The sequence below is a fragment of the Streptomyces sp. 7N604 genome, assembly GCF_052245475.1.
GTDB lineage: Bacteria > Actinomycetota > Actinomycetes > Streptomycetales > Streptomycetaceae > Streptomyces.
The window spans coordinates 312630-334300 of sequence record NZ_JBQQBX010000002.1 but is presented as its reverse complement, the minus strand read 5'-3'; the positions used below and the strand labels follow the sequence as shown (position 1 = coordinate 334300).

The 21671-nt window shown below is 72.1% G+C and carries 22 protein-coding genes; 11 read left to right on the top strand and 11 right to left on the bottom strand.

Annotation, left to right across the window (positions count from 1 at the left end; genetic code table 11):
* Positions 1-29: 29 nt before the first annotated feature.
* Genes ACTWP8_RS03680 through ACTWP8_RS03670 form a run of 3 tightly spaced genes read left to right on the top strand, consistent with a single transcriptional unit; the run spans position 30 to position 2075 of the window.
* Positions 30-929: an AraC family transcriptional regulator gene (locus ACTWP8_RS03680; RefSeq protein WP_443320688.1), complete on the top strand. Its 900-nt coding sequence runs from the start codon at positions 30-32 to the stop codon at positions 927-929.
* Between the two features lie 10 nt (positions 930-939).
* A complete protein-coding gene (locus tag ACTWP8_RS03675; RefSeq protein ID WP_443320687.1) occupies positions 940-1767 on the top strand; it encodes an AzlC family ABC transporter permease in 828 nt (275 codons plus the stop codon).
* On the top strand, positions 1764-2075 hold the full coding sequence (locus tag ACTWP8_RS03670) for an AzlD domain-containing protein (protein WP_443320686.1): 312 nt from the start codon (positions 1764-1766) through the stop codon (positions 2073-2075). Before ACTWP8_RS03675 ends, ACTWP8_RS03670 begins: the two co-directional genes overlap by 4 nt.
* Positions 2076-2211: 136 nt before the next feature.
* Here ACTWP8_RS03670 and ACTWP8_RS03665 read toward each other — a convergent pair whose 3' ends face one another.
* Positions 2212-3159 carry a hypothetical protein gene (locus tag ACTWP8_RS03665; protein ID WP_443320685.1) on the bottom strand — a complete coding sequence of 316 codons (948 nt, stop codon included), beginning with the start codon at positions 3157-3159 and terminating at the stop codon, positions 2212-2214.
* Between the two features lie 78 nt (positions 3160-3237).
* On the opposite strand from ACTWP8_RS03665, the gene ACTWP8_RS03660 reads away from it, so the two are divergent.
* The 4 genes from ACTWP8_RS03660 to recX all read left to right on the top strand — a co-directional run bounded on the left by ACTWP8_RS03660 (position 3238) and on the right by recX (position 6590).
* Positions 3238-3432 (top strand): DUF3046 domain-containing protein, encoded by a 195-nt coding sequence (locus tag ACTWP8_RS03660; protein WP_443315579.1) that lies wholly within the window; start codon positions 3238-3240, stop codon positions 3430-3432.
* Between the two features lie 23 nt (positions 3433-3455).
* Positions 3456-4664, top strand: coding sequence for an AI-2E family transporter (locus ACTWP8_RS03655; RefSeq protein WP_443320684.1), 1209 nt, complete (start codon positions 3456-3458; stop codon positions 4662-4664).
* Positions 4665-4802: 138 nt separating this feature from the next.
* A complete protein-coding gene (recA, locus tag ACTWP8_RS03650) occupies positions 4803-5930 on the top strand; it encodes a recombinase RecA (RefSeq protein ID WP_443320683.1) in 1128 nt (375 codons plus the stop codon).
* Positions 5931-5933: 3 nt separating this feature from the next.
* A complete protein-coding gene (gene recX, locus ACTWP8_RS03645) occupies positions 5934-6590 on the top strand; it encodes a recombination regulator RecX (protein ID WP_443320682.1) in 657 nt (218 codons plus the stop codon).
* Between the two features lie 192 nt (positions 6591-6782).
* On the opposite strand, the gene ACTWP8_RS03640 is transcribed toward recX, so the two are convergent.
* From ACTWP8_RS03640 to ACTWP8_RS03605, 8 genes are all read right to left on the bottom strand, one after another.
* Positions 6783-7238, bottom strand: coding sequence for a rhodanese-like domain-containing protein (locus tag ACTWP8_RS03640; RefSeq protein WP_443320681.1), 456 nt, complete (start codon positions 7236-7238; stop codon positions 6783-6785).
* On the bottom strand, positions 7235-7708 hold the full coding sequence (locus tag ACTWP8_RS03635) for a cysteine dioxygenase (RefSeq protein ID WP_443320713.1): 474 nt from the start codon (positions 7706-7708) through the stop codon (positions 7235-7237). The genes ACTWP8_RS03640 and ACTWP8_RS03635 overlap by 4 nt, the downstream gene beginning before the upstream one ends.
* Before the next feature lie 194 nt (positions 7709-7902).
* Positions 7903-7950: a hypothetical protein gene (locus ACTWP8_RS03630; protein ID WP_443320712.1), complete on the bottom strand. Its 48-nt coding sequence runs from the start codon at positions 7948-7950 to the stop codon at positions 7903-7905.
* A 196-nt stretch (positions 7951-8146) separates the two neighbouring features.
* On the bottom strand, positions 8147-10033 hold the full coding sequence (locus tag ACTWP8_RS03625; RefSeq protein ID WP_443320680.1) for an FAD-dependent monooxygenase: 1887 nt from the start codon (positions 10031-10033) through the stop codon (positions 8147-8149).
* Between the two features lie 252 nt (positions 10034-10285).
* Complete coding sequence (locus ACTWP8_RS03620) at positions 10286-11275, bottom strand: amino acid ABC transporter permease (protein WP_443320679.1); 990 nt, start codon at positions 11273-11275, stop codon at positions 10286-10288.
* Entirely contained in the window at positions 11272-11919 is a 648-nt protein-coding gene (locus tag ACTWP8_RS03615) for an amino acid ABC transporter permease (RefSeq protein WP_443315571.1), read from the bottom strand. Before ACTWP8_RS03615 ends, ACTWP8_RS03620 begins: the two co-directional genes overlap by 4 nt.
* 120 nt (positions 11920-12039) lie before the next feature.
* Complete coding sequence (locus ACTWP8_RS03610; RefSeq protein ID WP_443320678.1) at positions 12040-12957, bottom strand: glutamate ABC transporter substrate-binding protein; 918 nt, start codon at positions 12955-12957, stop codon at positions 12040-12042.
* A 47-nt stretch (positions 12958-13004) separates the two neighbouring features.
* On the bottom strand, positions 13005-13781 hold the full coding sequence (locus ACTWP8_RS03605) for an amino acid ABC transporter ATP-binding protein (protein ID WP_443315569.1): 777 nt from the start codon (positions 13779-13781) through the stop codon (positions 13005-13007).
* A gap of 311 nt (positions 13782-14092) precedes the next feature.
* Between ACTWP8_RS03605 and ACTWP8_RS03600 the strand changes: the two genes are divergently transcribed.
* Positions 14093-14809, top strand: a complete 717-nt coding sequence (locus ACTWP8_RS03600; RefSeq protein ID WP_443315568.1) for a response regulator transcription factor — start codon at positions 14093-14095, stop codon at positions 14807-14809.
* 15 nt (positions 14810-14824) lie between these two features.
* Positions 14825-16234, top strand: a complete 1410-nt coding sequence (locus ACTWP8_RS03595; protein WP_443320677.1) for an ATP-binding protein — start codon at positions 14825-14827, stop codon at positions 16232-16234.
* On the opposite strand, the gene ACTWP8_RS03590 is transcribed toward ACTWP8_RS03595, so the two are convergent.
* Together ACTWP8_RS03590 and ACTWP8_RS03585 are read right to left on the bottom strand one after the other, a co-directional pair.
* Positions 16203-16883 carry a hypothetical protein gene (locus tag ACTWP8_RS03590; protein WP_443320676.1) on the bottom strand — a complete coding sequence of 227 codons (681 nt, stop codon included), beginning with the start codon at positions 16881-16883 and terminating at the stop codon, positions 16203-16205. The two genes, ACTWP8_RS03595 and ACTWP8_RS03590, sit on opposite strands and share 32 nt — an antisense overlap.
* A 174-nt stretch (positions 16884-17057) precedes the next feature.
* Entirely contained in the window at positions 17058-17867 is an 810-nt protein-coding gene (locus ACTWP8_RS03585; RefSeq protein ID WP_443320675.1) for a neutral zinc metallopeptidase, read from the bottom strand.
* Positions 17868-18204: 337 nt separating this feature from the next.
* Between ACTWP8_RS03585 and ACTWP8_RS03580 the strand changes: the two genes are divergently transcribed.
* Positions 18205-18507, top strand: a complete 303-nt coding sequence (locus ACTWP8_RS03580) for a hypothetical protein (protein WP_443320674.1) — start codon at positions 18205-18207, stop codon at positions 18505-18507.
* Positions 18508-18620: 113 nt separating this feature from the next.
* On the top strand, positions 18621-21671 hold the full coding sequence (locus ACTWP8_RS03575) for an alpha-mannosidase (protein ID WP_443320673.1): 3051 nt from the start codon (positions 18621-18623) through the stop codon (positions 21669-21671).

Below are 21671 nucleotides of genomic sequence, written 5' to 3'. Positions count from 1 at the left end.
GCGTTCGCGGGCGGCTGCACAATGGCGGTATGGGGAGGCAGGAGAGCGCGCGGTACTGGCAGTACCCGGAGCTGCCGGGCGTGGATCTGCTGAGGGCGCGGTACGTGCACAAGACGTTCGTCCGGCACACCCACGAGGCTTTCGTCATCGCCGCGATCACCGAGGGCGTCGAGGCGTTCCTGCACCGCGGCACCGTGGAGCGCGCCGGGGTCGGCGGGCTCGCGCTCGTCAACCCCGACACCTCGCACACCGGCGAGGCCGGGGTCCCCGAGGGCTGGACGTACTCCGTGCTCTACCCGAGCCCGGACACGGTCGCCGGGATAGCCGCCGAGACCACCGCCATCCGCGGAACGCCCGGGTTCGCGTCGGCCGTGGTCCACGACCCGTACTCCTCCCGGCTGGTCACCGAGGTGCACCGGGCCGCCGAGGAGGGCAACGCGCTCGCGGCCGACACCCTGCTGCGGGTCGTCGTCGCGCGGCTGCTGCGGCTGCACGGCGCCCCGATGCCGGAACGCGAGGCGCGTACCGCGGGGGCGCGCAACGCCGCACGCGCCCGGGCGATCCTGGAGCAGCGGATGGCGCGGCCGCCGTCCCTGGAGAAGCTCGCGGCCGAGCTGGGCACGAGCCCGTTCGCGCTGCTGCGGGCCTTCCGCGACACCTACGGCATGCCGCCGCACACCTGGCTCACGGACGCGCGCGTGCGCCGGGCGCGCGGCCTGCTGGACGCCGGGACCGCGCCCGCGGAGGCCGCGGTCGCCGTCGGTTTCACCGACCAGCCGCACCTGAACCGGCACTTCAGCCGGATCGTCGGTGTGCCACCCGGGGCGTACCAGCGGGAACGGGCCCGCGGCTCCACGCCGGCTGGCGCGGCCGCCACGACGTACGGGGCCGCAAGAACGTACAAGACCGGGCCCGGCACCGGCTCGTAGCGTTCCGGGCGTGACAGGGGAACAGACACCCCCGCGTACGGAGACACCGGCGCGGGCGCAGGCGGAGGGGCGCTCCGACGCCGCGGTGGTGCGGGACGCGCTCGGCGTCGGCGTCGCCGTCGGGCTCTCCGGCTTCGCCTTCGGCGTGACCTCGGCAGGGGCGGGGCTCACGCTCCTCCAGACCTGCGCGCTCAGCGTGCTGGTGTTCACCGGCGCGTCCCAGTTCGCGCTGGTGGGCGCGCTCGCGGCGGGCGGCAACCCGCTCACCGCGGCCGCCGGAGCGTTCTTCCTCGGCGTGCGCAACGCCTTCTACGGGCTGCGCCTCTCCCAGCTGCTCCGCCTCCCGCGCGCGGTACGCCCCTTCGCCGCCCACTGGGTCATCGACGAGACCTCCGTCGTCGCTCTCGCCCAGCCGGACCGGCGCAGCGCGCGGATCGGCTTCACGGTCACCGGGCTGAGCCTCTACGCGCTGTGGAACCTCACCACGCTGCTCGGCGCGCTCGGCGCCTCCGCCCTCGGTGACCCCGATGCCTGGGGACTGGACGCCGCGGGGCCCGCGGTCTTCCTCGCGCTGCTTGCGCCCATGCTGCGGACGACGCTGGAGCGGGCGGTGGCGGGCCTCTCCGTCGTGCTCGCGCTCGTGTGCCACCCGCTGCTGCCCGCGGGAGTGCCGGTCCTGATGGCGGCGCTCGCCGCGCCAGCCGTCCTCGCTCTCCCCGGGCTACGCGGGACGGGCGGCCGCCGCACGGCCCGCACGGCCCGCGACAGGACGACTCGCGACAGGACGGACAGGACAGGCAAGACGGACAGGACGACTCGCGACGAGGAGGGCCGATGAGCACCTGGATCGCCATCGGCGTCACCGCTGCCGGCTGCTACCTGGTCAAGCTGCTGGGCCTCTCGGTGCCCGCGGGCGTTCTGGATCGGCCGCGCGTCAAGCAGCTCGCGGCCCTTCTCCCCGTCGCCCTGCTTGCCGCGCTGATCGCCATCCAGACGTTCGGCGAGGAGGGGCGCGCGCTGGCGCTGGACGCCCGCGCGGCGGGGCTCGCGGGCGCAGCGCTCGCGCTGGTGCTGCGCGCCCCATTCCTGGTGGTCGTCGCGGTCGCCGTGCTGGTCACCGCGGGCGTACGGGCGCTCGGCGGCTAGCCGGGCGACTGTCCGTTGCCACGGGACCAGGGTCAGACCGGGCTCAGTCCGGGCCCAGACTTGGGGGTGGCCCCGGTTCAGACCGGGGTCGGACCCGGCTCAGACCGGGGTCGGACCGGGCCGGGGCGGCCCCGGCTCAGACCGGGCGGCCGTACGCGCGGAGAGTCAGCAGGGCGTCGACGGTCACCATGGGCCGGCACTCGAGGGTGATGCCGGGCGCCCAGGACCGCCAGTGGATCGGCCACCCGCCGTCGTCCTGCTGCTCGGCCGCCAGGAAGTCCAGCGACCGCTCGACCTCCTCGTCGCTGAACCAGCGGCGGGCCAGTGATTCCGGCGTCCGCGCGAAGTCGTGCGCGTAGTGGTACTCGCCCGGCGCGTAGCCCTCGGGCAGCGGGTAGTCCGCGGACCGGTCCGGGTCCAGGACCGCCAGCTCCTGCTCCCGTACGAGCCGCCCGAGCCGCTGCGCCGCGGTCTCCGCGCGTTCCCGGTCCGGGGCCCCGTCGAGGAAGGCGACCGCGGCCTTCACCTCGTACGGGTGGGTCTTCTCCAGGGATTCGACCGCCGACCAGCAGAAGTCGGTGGCCCGGAACAGCCAGGCATGCCACACCTCGTTGCGGTGCAGCAGCCCCACCACGGGGCCGGTGGCCAGCAGATCGCTCGGCGGGTTGTCCACGATCGGGATCCAGGGCGCGGCCGGGTAGCCGCGCAGTGAGGGGTGGAGCGCGGGCAGCGCCCCGTCCTCGGTGGAGACCTCCGTCAGATAGCGGCACACTCGCTCGACCCGCCGTCCGCCGCAGCGGCCGATGGAGTCGAGCACGCGCAGCGCGTGTGCGGTGTGCAGCGGCTGGCTGACCGGGCCGCGCAGGTCGGGTTCGAGGGCGTGGCCGTAGCCGTCGTCGTGGTTGCGGTACGCGTCCAGCGCCGTCTCGACGGCGTCGGCGGCGCGGGTCCGGTCCGCCTGCCCGGGGTCACCGGGGGCGCCGGACAGGAAGTGGTACGCGAAGGTGCGCTGCTCGAGCACGCGCGCGGTGAGCCAGATGAACTGCTCCGCGCGGGCGAGCGGGGTTGCTCCGGATCGGGCCATACATCCGACCGTAGGCCGGAAGCGCGCCCGGTTGGCGGCAAGTGCGAGGCTGCAATCCCTGCGCGGGATACTGGGCGCATGCGGTTGACGGTCTTCTGGCAGCGGATGGCGGATTACTTCGGCGATGCGTACGCGGACTCCTTCGCGCGCGATCATGTGATGGCGGAGCTGGGGGGCCGGACCGTGCACGAGGCGCTGGCCGCCGGGTGGGACGCGAAGGACGTCTGGCGCGGGGTGTGCGCGGCCATGGACATCCCCGCGGACAGGCGCTGACCGCCGTAGGCCACACTGGCCGGATGGCAGCGACAGACGAAGCAGCTCAGGACGGCGCACGCGACGGTGCGCCGGACGGCGCGCGACCCGGCGGGGCACCGGGGGCGGAGCGCCGCGACCGCATGCCGCGCTGGCTGCCCCGCGCCATGGTGCTCGCGCTCGCGCTCTTCGCCTGTTTCCAGCTCGCGAACTGGGCCTTCCACCAGCTGATCGGGCTGCTGATCAACATCCTGATCGCGTTCTTCCTGGCGCTCGCGGTGGAGCCGGCGGTGGACCGGATGGCGGCGCGCGGGATGCGGCGCGGGCTGGCCACGATGCTGGTCTTCCTCGGGGTGCTCGGCGCCTTCGCCGGGTTCTTCGTCCTGCTCGGCTCGATGCTGGCCGGCCAGATCGTGACCATGGTCGAGCACTTCCCCCAGTACCTGGACTCGGTGATCCGGTGGATCAACGAGTCCTTCCACACGAGCCTGTCGCGGGTCGAGATGCAGGACAGCCTGCTCAGGTCGGACTGGCTGAAGAAGTACGTGCAGAACAGCGCCACCGGCGTGCTGGACGTCTCCGCGACCGTGCTCGGCGGGCTCTTCAAGGTCCTGACCGTGGTGCTGTTCTCGTTCTACTTCGCGGCCGACGGGCCGCGGCTGCGCCGGGCCCTGTGCTCGGTGCTGCCGCCCGTCCGGCAGGCGGAGGTGCTGCGCGCCTGGGAGATCGCGGTGGCCAAGACCGGCGGGTACCTGTACTCGCGCGGGCTGATGGCGCTGATCTCCGGTGTCGCGCACTACGTGCTGCTCGAATTCCTCGTCGTGCCGTACGCGCCGGCGCTGGCGCTGTGGGTGGGTGTGGTCTCCCAGTTCATCCCGACCATCGGCACGTATCTGGCCGGTGCCCTGCCGATGCTGCTGGCCTTCACGGTCAACCCCTGGTACGCGCTGTGGGTGCTGCTCTTCGTCGTGGTCTACCAGCAGTTCGAGAACTATCTGCTGCAGCCGCGCATCACCGCCAGGACCGTGGACATCCATCCGGCCGTGGCATTCGGTTCGGTGATCGCGGGGACGGCGCTGCTGGGTGCGGTCGGTACGTTGATCGCCATCCCGGCGACCGCGACGCTGCAGGCCTTCCTGGGTGTGTACGTGAAGCGGTACGACGTCACCGACGACCCACGGGTGCAGGGCCGTCCGCGGCGGCGCCCGGGCGCCTCGGCGGTGGCGAGAATCCGCCGGGCGTGGCGCAGTTGACACCAAAATCGAACATCCATTCTCATGGTGTTCCGGCCCGGTTTTCCACAGGCCGGACGGCGCCCGGGCACGTTGTCAGTGGCAGGCGTTAGCGTCGTGGACGTGAAGCGATCGACTCAAGCAAACCGGGTGGAACCCATGGCAGGAACCGACCGCGAGAAGGCGCTCGACGCCGCGCTCGCGCAGATTGAACGGCAATTCGGCAAGGGCGCCGTGATGCGCCTGGGGGAGCGGCCGAACGAGCCCATCGAGGTCATCCCCACCGGGTCGACCGCTCTCGATGTCGCGCTGGGCGTCGGCGGTCTGCCGCGCGGCCGCGTGGTCGAGGTGTACGGCCCGGAGTCCTCCGGCAAGACGACCCTGACCCTGCACGCGGTGGCGAACGCCCAGCGGCTGGGTGGCACGGTCGCCTTCGTGGACGCCGAGCACGCCCTCGACCCCGAGTACGCGAAGAAGCTCGGCGTGGACATCGACTCGCTGATCCTCTCGCAGCCGGACAACGGCGAGCAGGCGCTGGAGATCACGGACATGCTGATCCGCTCCGGAGCTCTCGACCTCATCGTCATCGACTCGGTGGCCGCGCTGGTGCCGCGTGCGGAGATCGAGGGCGAGATGGGCGACTCCCATGTCGGCCTCCAGGCCCGGCTGATGAGCCAGGCCCTCCGTAAGATCACGGGTGCGCTGAACCAGTCGAAGACCACCGCGATCTTCATCAACCAGCTCCGCGAGAAGGTCGGCGTGATGTTCGGCTCGCCGGAGACCACGACCGGTGGCCGGGCACTGAAGTTCTACGCCTCGGTGCGGCTCGACATCCGCAGGATCGAGACCCTCAAGGACGGCACCGACGCGGTCGGCAACCGCACCCGCGTCAAGGTCGTCAAGAACAAGGTCGCACCGCCCTTCAAGCAGGCCGAGTTCGACATCCTCTACGGGCAGGGCATCAGCCGTGAGGGCGGCCTGATCGACATGGGCGTCGATCACGGCTTCATCCGCAAGTCCGGCGCCTGGTACACGTACGAGGGCGACCAGCTCGGCCAGGGCAAGGAGAACGCCCGCAACTTCCTGAAGGACAACCCCGACCTGGCCAACGAGATCGAGAAGAAGATCAAGGAGAAGCTGGGCATCGGTGTGAAGCCGGAGGATCCGGCGGGGGAGCCGGGCACGGACGCGGCGGGTGTTGCGGGTTCCGTGGCCGCTCCGGCTGCCGCGACCGCACCCGCGGCCAAGGCCGCCAAGGCGACCAAGGCCGCCGCGGCCAAGAGCTGATCCATGACGCGTCGGACCGACTGGGGGGACGTCGGGGGCGGCAGCAGTGGCGACAGCAGTGGTGGCAGCGTCAACGATGTCGGCGATGTCGGCGGTGAAGTACGCACGGACAGCGGCGTCCCCTCTTCGTCGAGGGCCGAACAGGGGGCGCCGCGCAGCCCGGAGGAGCAGGCGCGGGCCATCTGCCTGCGTCTGCTCACCGGGACTCCGCGCACCCGCAAGCAGCTCGCGGATGCGCTGCGCAGGCGCGGCATCCCGGACGACGCGGCCGAGGAGGTGCTCTCCCGGTTCGAGGACGTCGGGCTGATCGACGACGCGGCGTTCGCCGAGGCATGGGTGGAGTCCCGGCACCACGGCCGCGGCCTCGCCCGCCGCGCACTCGCGCGCGAACTGCGCACCAAGGGCATCGAATCGGCGCTCATCGACGGCGCCGTCGGGCAGCTCGACTCCGAGCAGGAGGAGCAGACCGCCCGGGAGCTGGTCGAGCGCAAGCTCCGGGCGACGCGCGGCCTCGACCGGGAGAAGCGCATCCGCCGCCTCGCCGGAATGCTGGCGCGCAAGGGCTACGCCGAGGGCGTGGCTCTGAGGGTGGTGCGGCGTGCGCTCGAGGAGGAGGGCGAGGACCCGGAGTTGCTGGAGTACCACCTGCCGGACGCGTAGCCGGTAGCCGCCTTCCGGCGGGGGCAGCGGGTCAGCGTCCGGCAGTCCGTACCGGCGACTCGACGGCCCGGCCGCGCGTCGAGGCCGACCGCACCGCCCGCCCACACTGCCCGCCGAGTACCCGGCGTTGTCGGTCGTTTCCGACTCCAGCTGGCTGATCGCCCGTCACTCGACCGCAGCAGGACCGGCCGACTAGTCGGATCCGGCCCGATCCACCTGCTCCGCCGCCGACTTCGGTGGGTCCACCGGCAGGCCGGCCGTGCGCCACGCCTGGAAGCCGCCTTCCAGGTCCGTGGCCCGGTGCAGGCCCAACTGCCGCAGGGAGGCTGCCGCGAGACTCGACGCGTACCCCTCGTTGCAGACCACGATGACCCGCAGGTCGTGGCTCGTCGCCTCGGGGGCGCGGTGGTCGCCGAGCGGGTCGAGCCGCCACTCCAGCTCGTTGCGCTCCACGATGAGCGCGCCCGGGATGGTGCCGTCGCGCTCGCGCAGCGCCGCGTAGCGGGTGTCGACCAGCAGTGCACCGGCCGCCACCGCCTCGGCGGCCTGCTCCGGGCCGAGCCGGTCCAGCTCCGCGCGGGTTTCCTCGAGCAGTGTGTCGATGCTCTTCGGCCGCGTCTGCCTCGCGTCCGCCGTGGTGCCGCTCACTCCCACTCCTCCGGTTGCTCGACCGCCTCCAGCCGCAGCACGGGACCCGTACGGCTGTAGCGCCGCATCAGCGGCAGCGGCGGGTAGTACGCGTGAACCGATACGGCGTGCTCTTCGGTGGAGAGGTTCAGTACCTGGTGTACATGGTGCGGGCCGAAGGCCCGGCCCTTTCCGGCGGGCAGTTGCCGCTCGCGGTCGACGCCCTCGGCCAGTTCGAGCGTGCGTCGGCCCTCCGTGGGCAGCTGGGCGGCGAGGGACTGCTCGGTCAGCCGGCCGCCCGCGGTGGCGAAGGCGCCCCGCGAGCCGCCGTGGTCGTGCCATCCGGTGCCGGTGCTGGGCGGCCAGCCGATGAGCCAGGCCTCGCTGCCGCCGGGCCCGTCGAGCCGAATCCAGGTGCGGCCCTCGGGGTCGAGGGGGAGCGAGTCGACGAGTTCCCGGTCGGCGACCGTGCGGCGGGCGAAGTCGAGCAGTTCCTGCGCCGTGGGGCCCGAGCCCGTCGGGGGAGTCGTAGGCGTCGTGGGTGTGCGCGTGGACGCGTCAGCGGCCGGAGCGCGCGTGGTCGCGGAGAGGTCGCCGGAGGCGACGGGAGAAGTGGGTGACACAAGTCCGTCCTGGGTGATCGTCGAGGAGCGCGGCATCAGCCCGCGCGAAGGAAGGAATCGGATCAACAGGACGGACAACACACGCAGCCCGCATAGCGGACGAGGTCCACATGGACCCTCCGCCAGAAGCGCAGCCGGGTGTCAGTCACGTTCCGGAGTCAACCATGCACCTGTGCTGGGGTCAACAGGGGGGACACGTGGGACGAAACACACCAGGGCGGCCGCATCGTGCAACCGGCAACCGGCAACCGGCAACCGGCAACCGGCAACCGGCACCTGGCGCGTTCACCGCGACTCTCCCCTCGGTCAGCGGTGCGCCGACGCCTTGCCCGCGGACCCGGCAGCAGCACCCCGCGCCGTGGCCTGCGGCGGTACGGCGGTGCCGCCGCGCGCCGCTTCGGCGCACGCGTACAGGTCGGCGGGCCGTACCCCCGCCATGGCGGCGACCAGGTGCCCGTCGGGCCGTACGAGGAGCACGGTGTGCGCAGGCGCACCCGGGTAACCCTCGGTGACCAGGAGCTCGGCCCTTACCGGGAGCGCAGCAACGGCGGCCGCGAGCTGCGGCATCAGCCCCGCGCTCACCCAGTGACGGCGCTCCCACACGGCCGTGCCGGGCGCCACCAGCACCACCAGCAGGTCGCGGCCGAGCCGGTCCCGCAGTCGCGCCGCCGAGCCGTCCGGCGCCGTGACCGGCACGTCCGCGACCGGGGCACCGGGCGGCGTGGCGACCTGGGCCTGTGCCGAGTCGTCCGGCGCTTGAGGCGTGAGGGGAGAGCGCGCGTACACGGGGGGCGCGCCCAGTGGCCCGTGCCCCAAATGCCCCTCCGCGAGGAGCGCATCGTGCCCGCGCGCCCCTCCGGGCAGCAGCGTCCGGCGTACCGCGGGCCAGCTGCCGCTGCCGCGCACCAGAGACAGCGCCTGGTCGGCGGCGCGCAGCCGCGCCGCGACGGCGGCGCGGCGCTCGGCCTGGTAGCTGTCGAGGAGCGCGTCGGAGGCGTGGCGGTGCCAGACCAGGGCGAGCTTCCAGGCGAGGTTGCCGGCGTCCCGCAGCCCTTCGTCGAGATCCTGCGTGCCCAGCGCACCGAGCAGATGGGCCGCGCCCCCGGCGAGGAAGGCCCGGCCCACGCGCCAGCGCCTGGCGAGCCGGTGGTGGACGGTGTGCACGCCGGTGTCCAGCAGTTCGTACGGCGGGGTGCTGCCGCACCACAGGGCCAGCGTGTCGCGGATCCGGGTCACGAGCGCTTCGGGGGTGACCAGTTCGCCGCGCGGTGGCAGCAGCCAGTCCAGCCGCCAGACATCGCCGGGCAGCGGACGGGCCGTCACTTCCGCGCCGTTCGGCGGGAACCGGTGCAGCACGGCTTCGCCGGGCCAGGGCAGCTCGGCGCGCAGCGCGGCGACAGCGTGCCGCTCGACCGCCGTACGGCCCGGGAAGCGCACGTCCAGCAGCTTGCGGACGGCGGAGCGCTGGCCGTCGCAGCCGATCAGGTAACTGCCGCGCCACCACGTCCCGGTGCTCGGCGTCGCCCCTGCGCCCTGCGTCCCCGGTTCTGGAGGGGATGACTCATGGGAGACGCGGGGGCGGCGGGCGTGGGCGGTGACGCCCCGGTCGTCCTGTTCGAGGGCGTCGAGCTTGCTGTGGGTGGCGATCTGGGCGAGCCGTTCCTCGGCGAGCGCGGCCCGCAGCCGGCGGGTCAGCACGTGCTGCGGCACATGCAGTGGGGACTCCGGGGACCCGCCCTCGTCCGGCAGACCGACGCCCGGCAGACCGACGCTCGGCAGGCCGACGCTCGGCAGGCCGACGCCTGGTCCGCCGACGCCCGGCCCGCCGACACCGGGCCCGCCCGCGCCAGCCGCGCCCGCGCCCATGCCGGCGCCGATGCCCGCCTCCGCGTGGCCCTTCTCCGCGTCGGCCGCGGCCGAGCCGCTGCCCCCCAACTCCAGTCGGCGCGCCACCTGTCGGCGCCGCATCGTCCGCCACGCGCTCCAGCCGCACGCCTCATCGGGCGCGGGCGCGCAGCCGAGCCGCCGCAGGAAGGCGGCGGTGTCCTGGCGGAGTACGGCGGTGCGCGCGGGCCGCGGTTCGTCGTACCCGGGGCCCTCGTCGAGTACGACGACGGGCACCCCGAGTCGCGTGAGCGCCAGGGCGGTGCAGAGCCCGACAGGACCCGCCCCGACGACGATCACCGGGTCCACGGCGCGGCTCCCTGGGCCGTATGGGACGTACAGAACGTGGCAAGGGGAGCCCGGTGCGCGATCACAGCAAAAGTATGCAGCCACTCGCGGGTGCGTGCATCAAACGACATCGGCAGCGGCGCCTCTCGCGCCGCTGCCGACAGTTCGTCAGACGTGAAGTCCGGCCCGGGGCCGGCCCCGGATCAGACCTCGGGCCAGAACCAGGTCAGGCCCCGGCCGGAAACAGGATCAAGCCTTGGGTCAGACCCCGGGTCAGGCCTTGGGCCCCGGTGGTTCGTCGGTGGCCCCCGGCTCGGTGGCCCCCGGCTCTCCGGCGCCCGTCCCGCGGCCGGCCAGTCCCGCCGCGGCGTCCACGCTGAGCACGTCCGGCGCCTCGGCCGGTTCCGCCGCCGCGGCCACCGCGATCCCGGTCTTGGCGCGGCGCCCGCGCTTCTCGATCCAGGTGGCGAGCGACGACAGGGCCAGACACATTGCGACGTAGATCGCGCCGACGACGATGACGACCGGCGTGATCGGGTTCTCCCCGTTGACGATGATGTTGTTGGCCATCGTCCGCGCCGCGTACAGCAGCTCCGCGTACGTGATGATGTAGCCGAGCGAGGTGTCCTTGAGCGTGACGACGAGCTGGCTGATGATCGTCGGCAGCATCGACCGGACGGCCTGCGGCAGCAGCAGCGTGGTCATCACCTGGGACTTGCGCAGGCCCAGCGCGTACGCCGCCTCCACCTGCCCGCGCGGCACCGCGTTGATCCCGGCCCTGAGCACCTCCGCCTGCACGGACCCGTTGTAGATGGTGAGTCCGAGGACCAGCGCCCAGAACGCGGTGCTGTCGCCGATGAAGCCCAGGTCCGCCTTGTAGGAGAGGAAGAGCACCCACAGGGCGTAGATGGTGATCAGCAGCGGGACGGCCCGGAAGAGTTCGATGAACCCGGTGGCCAGCCAGCTCACGATCCGGTGGTCGGAGAGCCGGGCGATGGCGAGCAGGACTCCGAGCACGAGCGACAGCAGCCCGGCGACCGCGAAGACCTGGAGAGTGGTGAGCACGCCGTCGCGGATGTTCGCCCGCACGCCGGCGTTGTTGAAGATGTTCCAGACCTCGGGCTCGAGCTGGCCCTTCTCGGAGAGGCGGAAGACCGAGAAGGCGATCAGCCCGAGCACCAGCAGAGATCCGGCAACCGTGTAGATGCGGTTGCGTACCCGGGCCTTGGGGCCCGGTGTGTCGAACAGGACGCTCGAACTCATCGTGCGACCTCCAGGCGCCGCTCGAGCAGCCGGAAGAGACCGCTGATGGAGAAGGTGATGACCAGGTACGCGAGGGCGACCCAGAGGAAGATCCAGGCGATGTCGTAGCCCAGGTCGCTCAGGCGCTTCTGCACACCGAACAGTTCGGTGACGCTGAACGCGCCCGCGATGGCCGAGTTCTTGGTCAGCGCGATGAAGATGCTGCTGAGCGGCGGGACGACGGTGCGCGTGGCCTGCGGCAGGACGATCAGCCGCAGCGTCTGGAAGAACGTCATGCCGATGCTGCGCGCTGCCTCGGCCTGGCCGAGCGGCACGGTGTTGATACCGGACCTGACGGCTTCGCAGACGAAGGCCGAGGTGTAGAAGCCGAGCGCCAGCAGCGCCTTGGTCCACGGATTGAGGCCGGGGGCGAAGATCACCGGCACGACGAACCACGCGACCAGGAACAGCAGCGTCAGCGGCGTGTTCCGGAAGAGCGTGACCCAGGCGGTGCCGAAGAACCGCAGCGGCGGGACGGGCGAGACCCGGAAGCCGGCGATGACGACACCCAGCACCATCGCGAGCAGCCCGCTGGACAGGGTCAGCAGGATCGTGCCTATGAACCCCTCGCGGAACAGCGACAGGTGGTCGAGCAATACGTTCACGGGGAAGTCCTCGTGGGCGGCGGCGGTCAGGCAGGGGGCGCCGCGCCCCGTACGCACCGCGCGGGTGCGTACGGGGGCGGGCAGCTCACTGCCGGCTGATCAGCGGACTCGTAGCGAGCCTCAGTAGCGCTCGAGGGCCGGCGGCTCGGAGTACGGGGAGCCCGACAGGCCGAGCGTCGCGTCGTACGCCTTCTTGTAGTCGCCGTTCTTGATGTGCGCCTCGAGGGCGTCGCTCACCGCGTCGCGCAGCGCCTTGTCGTCCTTGCTCATGCCGACGCCGTACGGCTCCTTGGTGAACGGCTTGCCGACGACCTCGAGCTTCTCCGGGCGCTGCGCCGCGTACCCCTTGAGGATCGCGTCGTCGGTGGTGACGGCGTCGACCTCGCTGTTCAGCAGTTGCTGGACGCACTCGGAGTACTTGGCCAGCTCGACGGTCTCCGCGCCGTACTTCGGCTTCTTGATCTCCGCGAGCGGGGTGGAGCCGACGATCGAGCAGACCTTCTTGCCCTTCAGGGAGTCCGGGCCCGTGATGCTCTTGTCGTCCTTGCGCACGAGGAGGTCGGCACCGGCCATGAAGTACGGGCCAGCGAAGCCGACCTGCTTCTTGCGCTCGTCGTTGATCGTGTACGTGCCGACGTACAGGTCGACGTCGCCCTTGGAGATGGTGGTCTCGCGGACGCCGGAGTCGACGGTCTTGAACTCGATCTGGTCGGCGGAGAAACCGAGGTCGGCGGCGACCATCTTGGCGATCTCGATGTCGAAGCCGGAGCGCTTGCCGTCGGTGTCCTCGAAGCCGAGGAACGGCTGGTCGTTCTTGGCGCCGAAGACGATCTTGCCGGCCTTCTGGGCCTTCTTCAGGGTCGGCGAGTCGACCTTCACGTCCTTGGCCACGGTGTACGTGGGCAGCTTCGGCTGGTCCTTGCCGCCGGACCCGCCCTTGGGCTGGTCACCGGCCGAACCGGACTCGCCGCCACACGCGGTGGCGGTCAGTGCGAGCACAGCGATCGCCGCGGCGGCGGCCGTCTTGCGGAGCTTCATGGTGAACATCCTTTGTGTCGTGAGACGTTGATCGTCGGCGGGAGCCGTCAGTGGTGAAGGATCTTCGACAGGAAGTCCTTGGCACGGTCGCTGCGCGGATTGCTGAAGAACTGGTCAGGCCGGGCCTCTTCGACGATCCGGCCGTCCGCCATGAAGACGACGCGGTTCGCGGCCGAGCGCGCGAAGCCCATCTCATGGGTGACGACGACCATCGTCATGCCGTCCCGGGCGAGCTGCTGCATGACCTCCAGCACCTCGTTGATCATCTCCGGGTCGAGCGCCGAGGTCGGCTCGTCGAAGAGCATGACCTTCGGATCCATGGCCAGCGCGCGGGCGATGGCCACGCGTTGCTGCTGGCCGCCGGAGAGCTGGGCCGGGTACTTGTCGGCCTGGGTGCCGACGCCGACCCGGTCGAGCAGGGCGCGGGCCTTCTCCCCGGCCGCCTTCTTGTCCGTACGCCGGACCTTGACCTGGCCCAGCATCACGTTCTCCAGCACCGTCTTGTGCGCGAAGAGATTGAAGCTCTGGAAGACCATGCCGACGTCCGCACGCAGCCGGGCCAGTTCGCGGCCCTCCTGCGGGAGCGGCTTGCCGTCGATCGCTATGGAGCCGGAGTCGATGCTCTCCAGCCGGTTGATCGTGCGGCACAGCGTCGACTTGCCGGACCCGGAAGGCCCGATGACCACGACGACCTCGCCGCGCGCGATGGTCAGGTCGATGTCCTGGAGCACATGCAGCGCGCCGAAGTGCTTGTTGACGTTGTTCAGGACGACCAGGGGTTCCGCCGCGGGCGCGGCGTCCTTGGTCACCGATACTTCGGTCATCGGCTTCTTGCTCCGTCCTCCTCGGTTGGGAGGACCTTAATGAGCAGGGCCGACCAGCGTCATTACATCTGAGCGGAAATTGAGCATAACGATACGGCCACCAGCGGCGACGCTGGGTTATGGCGAACGCTTTTCCCTCCGGTCCTCAGAGGCCCCGGTGGTTGCGGTTTCCTTACCGGCTCCATAACGGATCGCCGCGGGCCGCCGACACCACTTGACGGGCCCCGCGCGCATCGGGCTGGATGCCCTGTGGCCACGAAAAGCCCGGACACCCCGGACAGCCGGAACAGCCAGGACAGGGAGGGGGACGCATGAGGCTGCTGCTCGTCGAGGACGACGATCACGTCGCCGCCGCCCTGTCCGCGGTCCTCGCCCGGCACGGCTTCGACGTCACCCACGCCCGCAGCGGCGAGGAGGCGCTCCAGGCCCTCCTGCCGGACGAGGGCGCGCCCTACGGCGTGGTGCTCCTCGACCTCGGCCTGCCCGACCAGGACGGCTTCGAGGTGTGCGGACGGATCCGCAAGCGCACCAGCACCCCCGTGATCATGGTGACGGCCCGGGCCGATGTGCGCTCCCGGATACACGGGCTGAACCTCGGCGCGGACGACTACGTCGTGAAGCCGTACGACACGGGCGAGTTGCTGGCCCGTATCCACGCGGTCAGCCGCCGCACCGGACCGGGCGACAACGCCGCCGAGGACTCCGGCGGTGGCGACGGCGGCGGCCCGGTCGAGCCCGTCCGCCTCGGCGTGGTCCTCATCGAACTGCCCACCCGCCAGGTCACGGTGGACGGCGCCGCCGTCCAGCTCACCCGCAAGGAGTTCGACCTGCTGGCCCTGCTCGCGCAGCGCCCCGGTGTCGTCTTCCGCCGGGAGCAGATCATCAGCGAGGTCTGGCGGACCAGTTGGGAGGGGACGGGCCGTACCCTCGAGGTGCACATCGCCTCGCTCCGCTCCAAGCTGCGGATGCCGGCCCTGATCGAGACGGTCCGCGGGGTCGGCTACCGCCTCGTCGCCCCGGTGGCCTGAGGACCCCGAGGCCCGGTGCGCACCCGACTCCTTCCGCTCCTCATCGTCCTCATGGCGGGCGTGCTGCTTGCCCTGGGCTTCCCCCTCGCGGTGAGCCTGGCCGCCGCCCAGCAGCAGCGGGTGGTGGTCGACCGGATCGACGACATGGCCCGTTTCGCCGCTCTTGCGCAGTTCGTCACGGCCCGCCCCGAGGCCCGCGTGCCCGAGGACGAGGGCGGCCGGCTGGTCACGCTGCGCGCGGAGCTCGACCAGTACCACGAGGTGTACGGGATACGGGCCGGTGTCTTCTACCGGGACCGCACGACCATGGCCGAGGCCCCGGACGGCTGGGCGGTGCCCGCTGAGGGCGAGGGCGACGAGGCCTTCCGCGAGGCCCTGGCCGGCCGCCGCAGCCACGACCCGGAGCAGGTCTGGCCCTGGCAGCGGGGCCGGCTCGCCGTCGCCTCGCCCGTGGTCAGGGACGGGGACGTGGTCGCGGTCGTCGTCACCGATTCGCCCACCGGCCAGATGCGCTCCGGCATCCTGCGCGGCTGGCTGCTCATCGGCGCGGGCGAGGCCGCCGCGATGCTCCTCGCCGTCGGGGCCGCCTTCCGCCTCACGGGCTGGGTGCTGCGGCCCGTACGGATCCTCGACGCGGCCACCCACGACATCGCGACCGGCAGGATGAAGTCCAGGGTGGCGGCCTCGGGCGGGCCGCCCGAGCTGCGCCGTCTCGCCCGCTCCTTCAACGAGATGGCCGATAACGTCGAGGACGTGCTGGAGCAGCAGCGCGCATTCGTCGCGGACGCCTCCCACCAACTGCGCAACCCGCTCTCCGCGCTGCTGCTGCGGATCGAGCTGCTCGCGCTCGAACTCCCCGAAGGCAACGAGGAGATCGGCTCGGTCCGCACGGAGGGCAAGCGGCTGGCGCGCGTGCTCGACGACCTCCTCGACCTGGCTCTCGCCGAGCACGCCCCGGCCGACCTGCAGCTGACGGACGTCGCGGAACTGTCGGAGGAGCGGGTCGGCGCCTGGCGTCCCGTGGCCGACAGCAAGGGCGTCGGTCTCTCCTACGACGGCCCAGCGGGAGCCACCGCGTGGGCCGACCCGGTGGCCCTGTCCAGCGCGCTGGATGCCGTCGTCGACAACGCCCTCAAGTTCACGCCGGAGGGCGAGGAGGTCGGCGTCGGCGTGGAGCACGAGGGCGACACTGTACGGATCACGGTCGCGGACGGGGGTCCCGGGCTCGCCGAGGAGGAGCTGTCCCGGATCGGCGACCGATTCTGGCGCAGCAGCCGCCACCAGAACGTCTCCGGCTCGGGGCTCGGGCTGTCGATCTCCCGCGCGCTGCTGGCCACGGGCGGGGCCTCGATCGCGTACGACCGGAACGAGCCGAAGGGCCTCCGGGTGACGATCACCGTGCCGCGAACGGCGCCGCGGAGCTGACCGCCGCGCCCGCGTCCATCAGGCTCATCAAGCCGCGGCCGGCGGCGTCAGGGCCGGACCGCTCGCCGATGACGCCCAGGAAGTGGAGGACGTCCGCTGCCATGTCCGGGGAGTCGTCCCGGCCCGGATAGCAGGACGGACTGCCGTCCGGCCGCGTGGCGCACTCGCGGATCGGCTTGCCGAGGACCTCGTCGCCCGCCTTGAGGGTGAGAACCGCGGTCAGCTCGGGGTTCTCGGGGTCGACCGGGCCCGTGACCGACGTGTAGCCCTGGAACCGGGTGCCGTAGCTGCCCTTCAGCGGCTTCTGGGCGCGGCGCGGGGCGAGCACCTTCAGCTCGGCGGTGGTGACGGTGGCCGAGCGGCAGGAGATGTGCCAGCGGCCGGTGGCCGTCGCGGTCCCTGCCTCGCGGTCGACGGTCACCGCGAGGCGCTTGCTGCGCACCGTGCAGTCGGGAGCGTCGTTCCGGTCGTCGGCCGGGTCGTCGGCCGGGGCATCGGTCGCATCGGTCTGGGCATCGGCCGTGGGGGCGGCCTCGGCCGGGGGGTCGGCCGGGGCGTCGACCGTGGGGGCGGCCTCGGCCGGGGCGGCGATCAGGAACCCGCCGAGGAGAGCGGCGAGGGCGGCGATACGAGCGGGGCGAGAGCGCATCTGGTCTCCCAGCGAGTCGAGTCCAAGCGAAAAGTCATTTGATGAGCTGAATTGTTGGGGATCATCCTGACCTTCGCGGGCCGACCCGCCGGTCCGGGTCCGCATGGCCTACGGCTGTGCGGCCGGGCGCCGTGCTGTGCGGCCGGTGCCGTGCGGCGTCAGTCCGGTACGGCGTCAGTCCGGTACGACCTCACCCGGGATGCAGCCCTTCACGCCGCTGTCCGCGCCCTTGTTGAACGCCCCGATGCGTTCGGAGGCGTCACCGTGGTCCGAGGACTTCGTCCAGGGAGTGTCGTCGGCGAGCACCGTCAGCGCCTGGGTCAGCTCGTCCGTGTCGCCCTCCTCGAACCGGAGCGCGCCGTCCTCGGCGGCCCCGAACAGCACGGCCCCCGCCAGGCAGTCGGCCTGCAGCTCGAGCTGCAGGGCCACCAGGTCGGTGTCGAGCCGGTTCTGGATGGCATGGCCCCACTCGTGGGCGATCACCAGATAGACCCAGGCGTCCCCGGCCTGGTGCCCGGCGTTCATCAGGTCGACGTCCCAGGCGAGGTAGTCGGCGGGGGAGCAGTAGACGGCGTTGTCGTCGGTCAGCGGCTCGCCGCCGCACGTGGGCACGCGGGCGGCGGACCCGTCGTACCCGCCGAGGACCGTGGGCGGCCGGTACGTGCCGGTGAACAGCTCGCTCCAGTGATCGGACCAGTACCGGTTGACGACCTCGACCGCCGACTCGATGTCCTCCTCGATGGTGTCCTGCGCGGTCGCGGCAGGCGAGGAGAAGACCGGGGAGGGGGACGGAGGCGGCGGATCGCTGTGCGGCGGTGCGGAGGTGGTGGTCGTACGCCCGTCCGGCCCGGTGCCTGCCCCACTGCCGCATCCGGTGGCGAGAACGGCGAGGACGGCGAGGACCAGGGCGAACAGCAGCGCAGCGACGCGGGTCGCCGGGACTCGGGGGAGTCGGGCGACTCGGGCGTGCCACGGAGCGTCCATGCGGGCCTCCGTCCGTTCCAGGGCATCCAGAGCGGCTGTCTCCCACGGAACCCCCGGGAGCTGTCGACCGCAACCCTGCCCCCTCCCGCAGCCCGGTCCGGAGTCCCGGCCCGCTCACCTCCGGTGCGTCACCACCGGTACGCGGCCGCGGCGGAGGCGGCGAACGACGCCCACCGCCCGCACCTCGAGGCGCGTCTCCGCCTCCCCGGCCGTGCGGCGCAGTGCCGGGACGTAGTACGCGGTGCCGCTGTCCCGCTGAGGAAGCGGCGCTTGCCCTCGGGCAGCAGCTGGTGGAGCTCGTAGTGGCGGACCGGGAGGTCCCCGTCCGCCGCCCGCCGTGAGCGCGCGGGGCCGCCAGCGGGCGGAGCCGCCGGTCGCGGTGAGCCGGACGCCGAGCGCATACACGGGGAAGGTGGTCGCGGAGGTGCGCTCCAGCGCGCTGGTGATGGACGCGGGGGAGAGCGATTCCGCGCCGCTGCGTTCCACCTGCGCTCCGGGCGGGCAGTTCTTCGAGGCCTGGATGAAGCCGGCGGCTCAGGGCGTACGCCCGGCCGTTGTGCTCGCCGGGCACGCGCGGGACAGTGAACACCTCGCAGCCCGGGGGACCACGGAGGTCATCACCCCGGACCAGGTGGCCTGAACCCGTGGACCGAAGCCGTGGCATGAACCTGTGGACCGAAGCCTTGGACTGAAGCACTGGACCGAACCTCAGCAGAACCCGCACAGCGACGAGCAGTTACGGAGCATCCCCCCATGCACGATGACCGCAGTCTGATCGAGGCCCGGCTGGGGCGCGTACTCGAGGAGCGCATCCGCCCCGCCCTCTACCCCGAGTCCGTCCCGCTGGAGGTGGCAGCCTGGGTGGCACCGGGCGAGCCGGTGCCGGTCGCCGAGGGGCTTGCCGCCGAGCACACGCCCGTCTCCGTGGGCGAGCTGTGGGGCGCGCCCTGGGGCACCACCTGGTTCCGGGTGTCCGGCAGGGTGCCGGAGGAGTGGGCAGGGAGGACCGTCGAGGCCGTCCTCGACCTGGGCTTCGACGAGCGTATGCCGGGCTTCCAGTGCGAGGCGCTCGTCTACACCGCGGACGGCACGCCGGTGAAGGGTCTCAACCCGCGCAATCAGTGGGTCAGGGTCGGCTCGCCCGTGGCAGGCGGCGAGGAGGTGCTGTGGCACCTGGAGTCCGCGTCCAACCCCGTGATCCTGGGCGACACCCCGTTCCGCCCCACCCACCTCGGCGAGAAGGAGACGGCCGGCACCGACCCGCTGTACCGGATCGAGCGGATGGACCTCGCCGTCTTCGACGAGACCGTCTGGGCGCTGATCCAGGACCTGGAAGTACTGGGCGAGCTGATGCACGAACTGCCGGTGGACGGGGCCCGGCGCTGGGAGCTGCTGCGCGCCATCGGCCGCGCGCTCGACGCGATCGCCCCGCAGGACGTGAACGGCACGGCGGCGGCGGCCCGGAAGCAGCTCGCCGGCGTGCTTGCCACGCCCGCCCAGCCGTCCGCGCACCGGATCAGCGCGGTGGGCCACGCGCACATCGACTCCGCCTGGCTGTGGCCGCTGCGCGAGACCGTACGGAAGGTCGCCCGCACCGCCTCCAACATGACCGCGCTGATCGAGGACGAACCGGACTTCGTCTTCGCCATGTCGCAGGCCCAGCAGTTCGCCTGGATCAAGGAGCACAGGCCCGAGGTCTACGCGAGGGTGAAGAAGGCCGTGGCCGAGGGCCGGTTCGTGCCGGCCGGCGGCATGTGGGTGGAGTCCGACACCAACATGCCGGGCTCCGAGGCGATGGCCCGGCAGTTCGTACACGGCAAACGGTTCTTCATCGACGAGTTCGGCGTCGAGAACGACGAGGCGTGGCTGCCCGACACCTTCGGCTTCGCCGCGGGCCTCCCGCAGATCATCAGGGCCGCCGGGGCGAAGTGGCTGCTCACCCAGAAGATCTCCTGGAGCCAGGTCAACACGTTCCCGCACCACACCTTCCTGTGGGAGGGCATCGACGGCACCCGGATCTTCACCCACTTCCCGCCCGTGGACACGTACAACTGCTCCATGCACGGCCGCGAAATCGCCCACGCCGTCCGCAACTTCAAGGACAAGGGCGTGGCGAGCCGCTCGCTGGCCCCGACCGGCTGGGGCGACGGAGGCGGCGGCACCACCCGCGAGATGATCGCCAAGGCCGCCCGCCTGCGGAACCTCGAGGGCTCGGCGCAGGTCGCCTGGGAGGCGCCCGCCGCGTTCTTCACCAAGGCCGAGGCCGAGTACGACAACCCGCCGGTGTGGGTGGGGGAGCTGTACCTGGAGCTGCACCGCGCCACGCTCACCAGCCAGGCCAGGACCAAGCAGGGCAACCGGCGCAGCGAGCACCTGCTGCGCGAAGCCGAGCTGTGGGCCGCCACCGCCGCCGTACGGACCGGCTACGCCTACCCGTACGAGCAGCTGGACCGGATCTGGAAGACCGTCCTGCTCCATCAGTTCCACGACATCCTCCCGGGGTCGTCGATCGCCTGGGTGCACCGCGAAGCGGAGAAGACGTACGCCGCCGTGGCCGAGGAGCTGAACGGGATCATCGCCGGGACCCAGCGGGCGCTCGCCGGTGACGCCGCCTCGGGCAGTGAGCTCGTCTTCAACGCGGCGCCGCACGCCCGCGGCGGGGTCCCCGCGGGTGGCGCGGGGCGCACCGCGCCGGCCGAGGAACGGGCCGCGCTCGAGCCCAGGCCGGGCGGCGGGTACGTCCTGGACAACGGCCTGCTGCGGGTCGAGGTCGACGAGCGCGGCCTGGTCGTCTCCGCCTACGACCTGGCGTCCGGCCGGGAGACCGTCGCCCCCGGCCAGGCGGCCAACCTGCTGCAGCTCCACCCCGACTTCCCCAACATGTGGGACGCCTGGGACGTGGACGCCTTCTACCGCAACACCGTCACCGACCTGGTGGACGCCGACGAGGTCGCGGTCGCCGCCGAGAGCCCGGATTCGGTGTCCGTGCGCGTGGTCCGCTCGTTCGGCGAGTCGAAGGCCACCCAGGTGCTGACCCTCGCGGCGGGCACCGGTCGGCTGGACATCGACACCGAGGTCGACTGGCACGAGACCGAGAAGTTCCTCAAGGCGGCCTTCCCGGTGGACATCCACGCAGACCGCTACGCGGCCGAGACCCAGTTCGGCCACCTCTTCCGGCCGACCCACACCAACACCAGCTGGGAAGCTGCCAAGTTCGAGGCCTGCAACCACCGCTTCGTACACCTGGAGGAGCCCGGCTGGGGCGTCGCGCTCGTCAACGACTCGACGTACGGGCACGACGTCACGCGCACGGTCCGCGAAGACCGGGGCACGACCACCACGGTGCGGCTGTCACTGCTCCGAGCCCCGCGCTTCCCCGACCCGGAGACCGACCAGGGCGTGCACCGCTTCCGCCACGCCCTGGTCCCGGGCGCCGGCATCGGCGACGCGGTCCGCGAGGGCTACCGGGTGAACCTGCCCGAGCGCCGCGTACCCGGCGATGCCGAGGTCAGCCCGCTCGTGACCGCCGACAACGACGCCGTCGTGGTCACCGCGGTCAAGCTCGCCGACGACGCGAGCGGCGACGTGGTCATCCGCGCCTACGAATCACGCGGCGGCCGGGCATCCGCCCGCCTGACCACCGGGTTCGAGGCAACCGGTGTCGCGGCCTGCGACCTCCTGGAGCGCCCGCTGGCCGACGGCCCGGTGGGCGAGACACAGCCGCGGCTCGAGGGTGGCGCGGTGGCGCTGTCGCTGCGCCCGTTCGAGATCGTCACGCTGCGGATCTCCCGCGTCCCGGCCTGA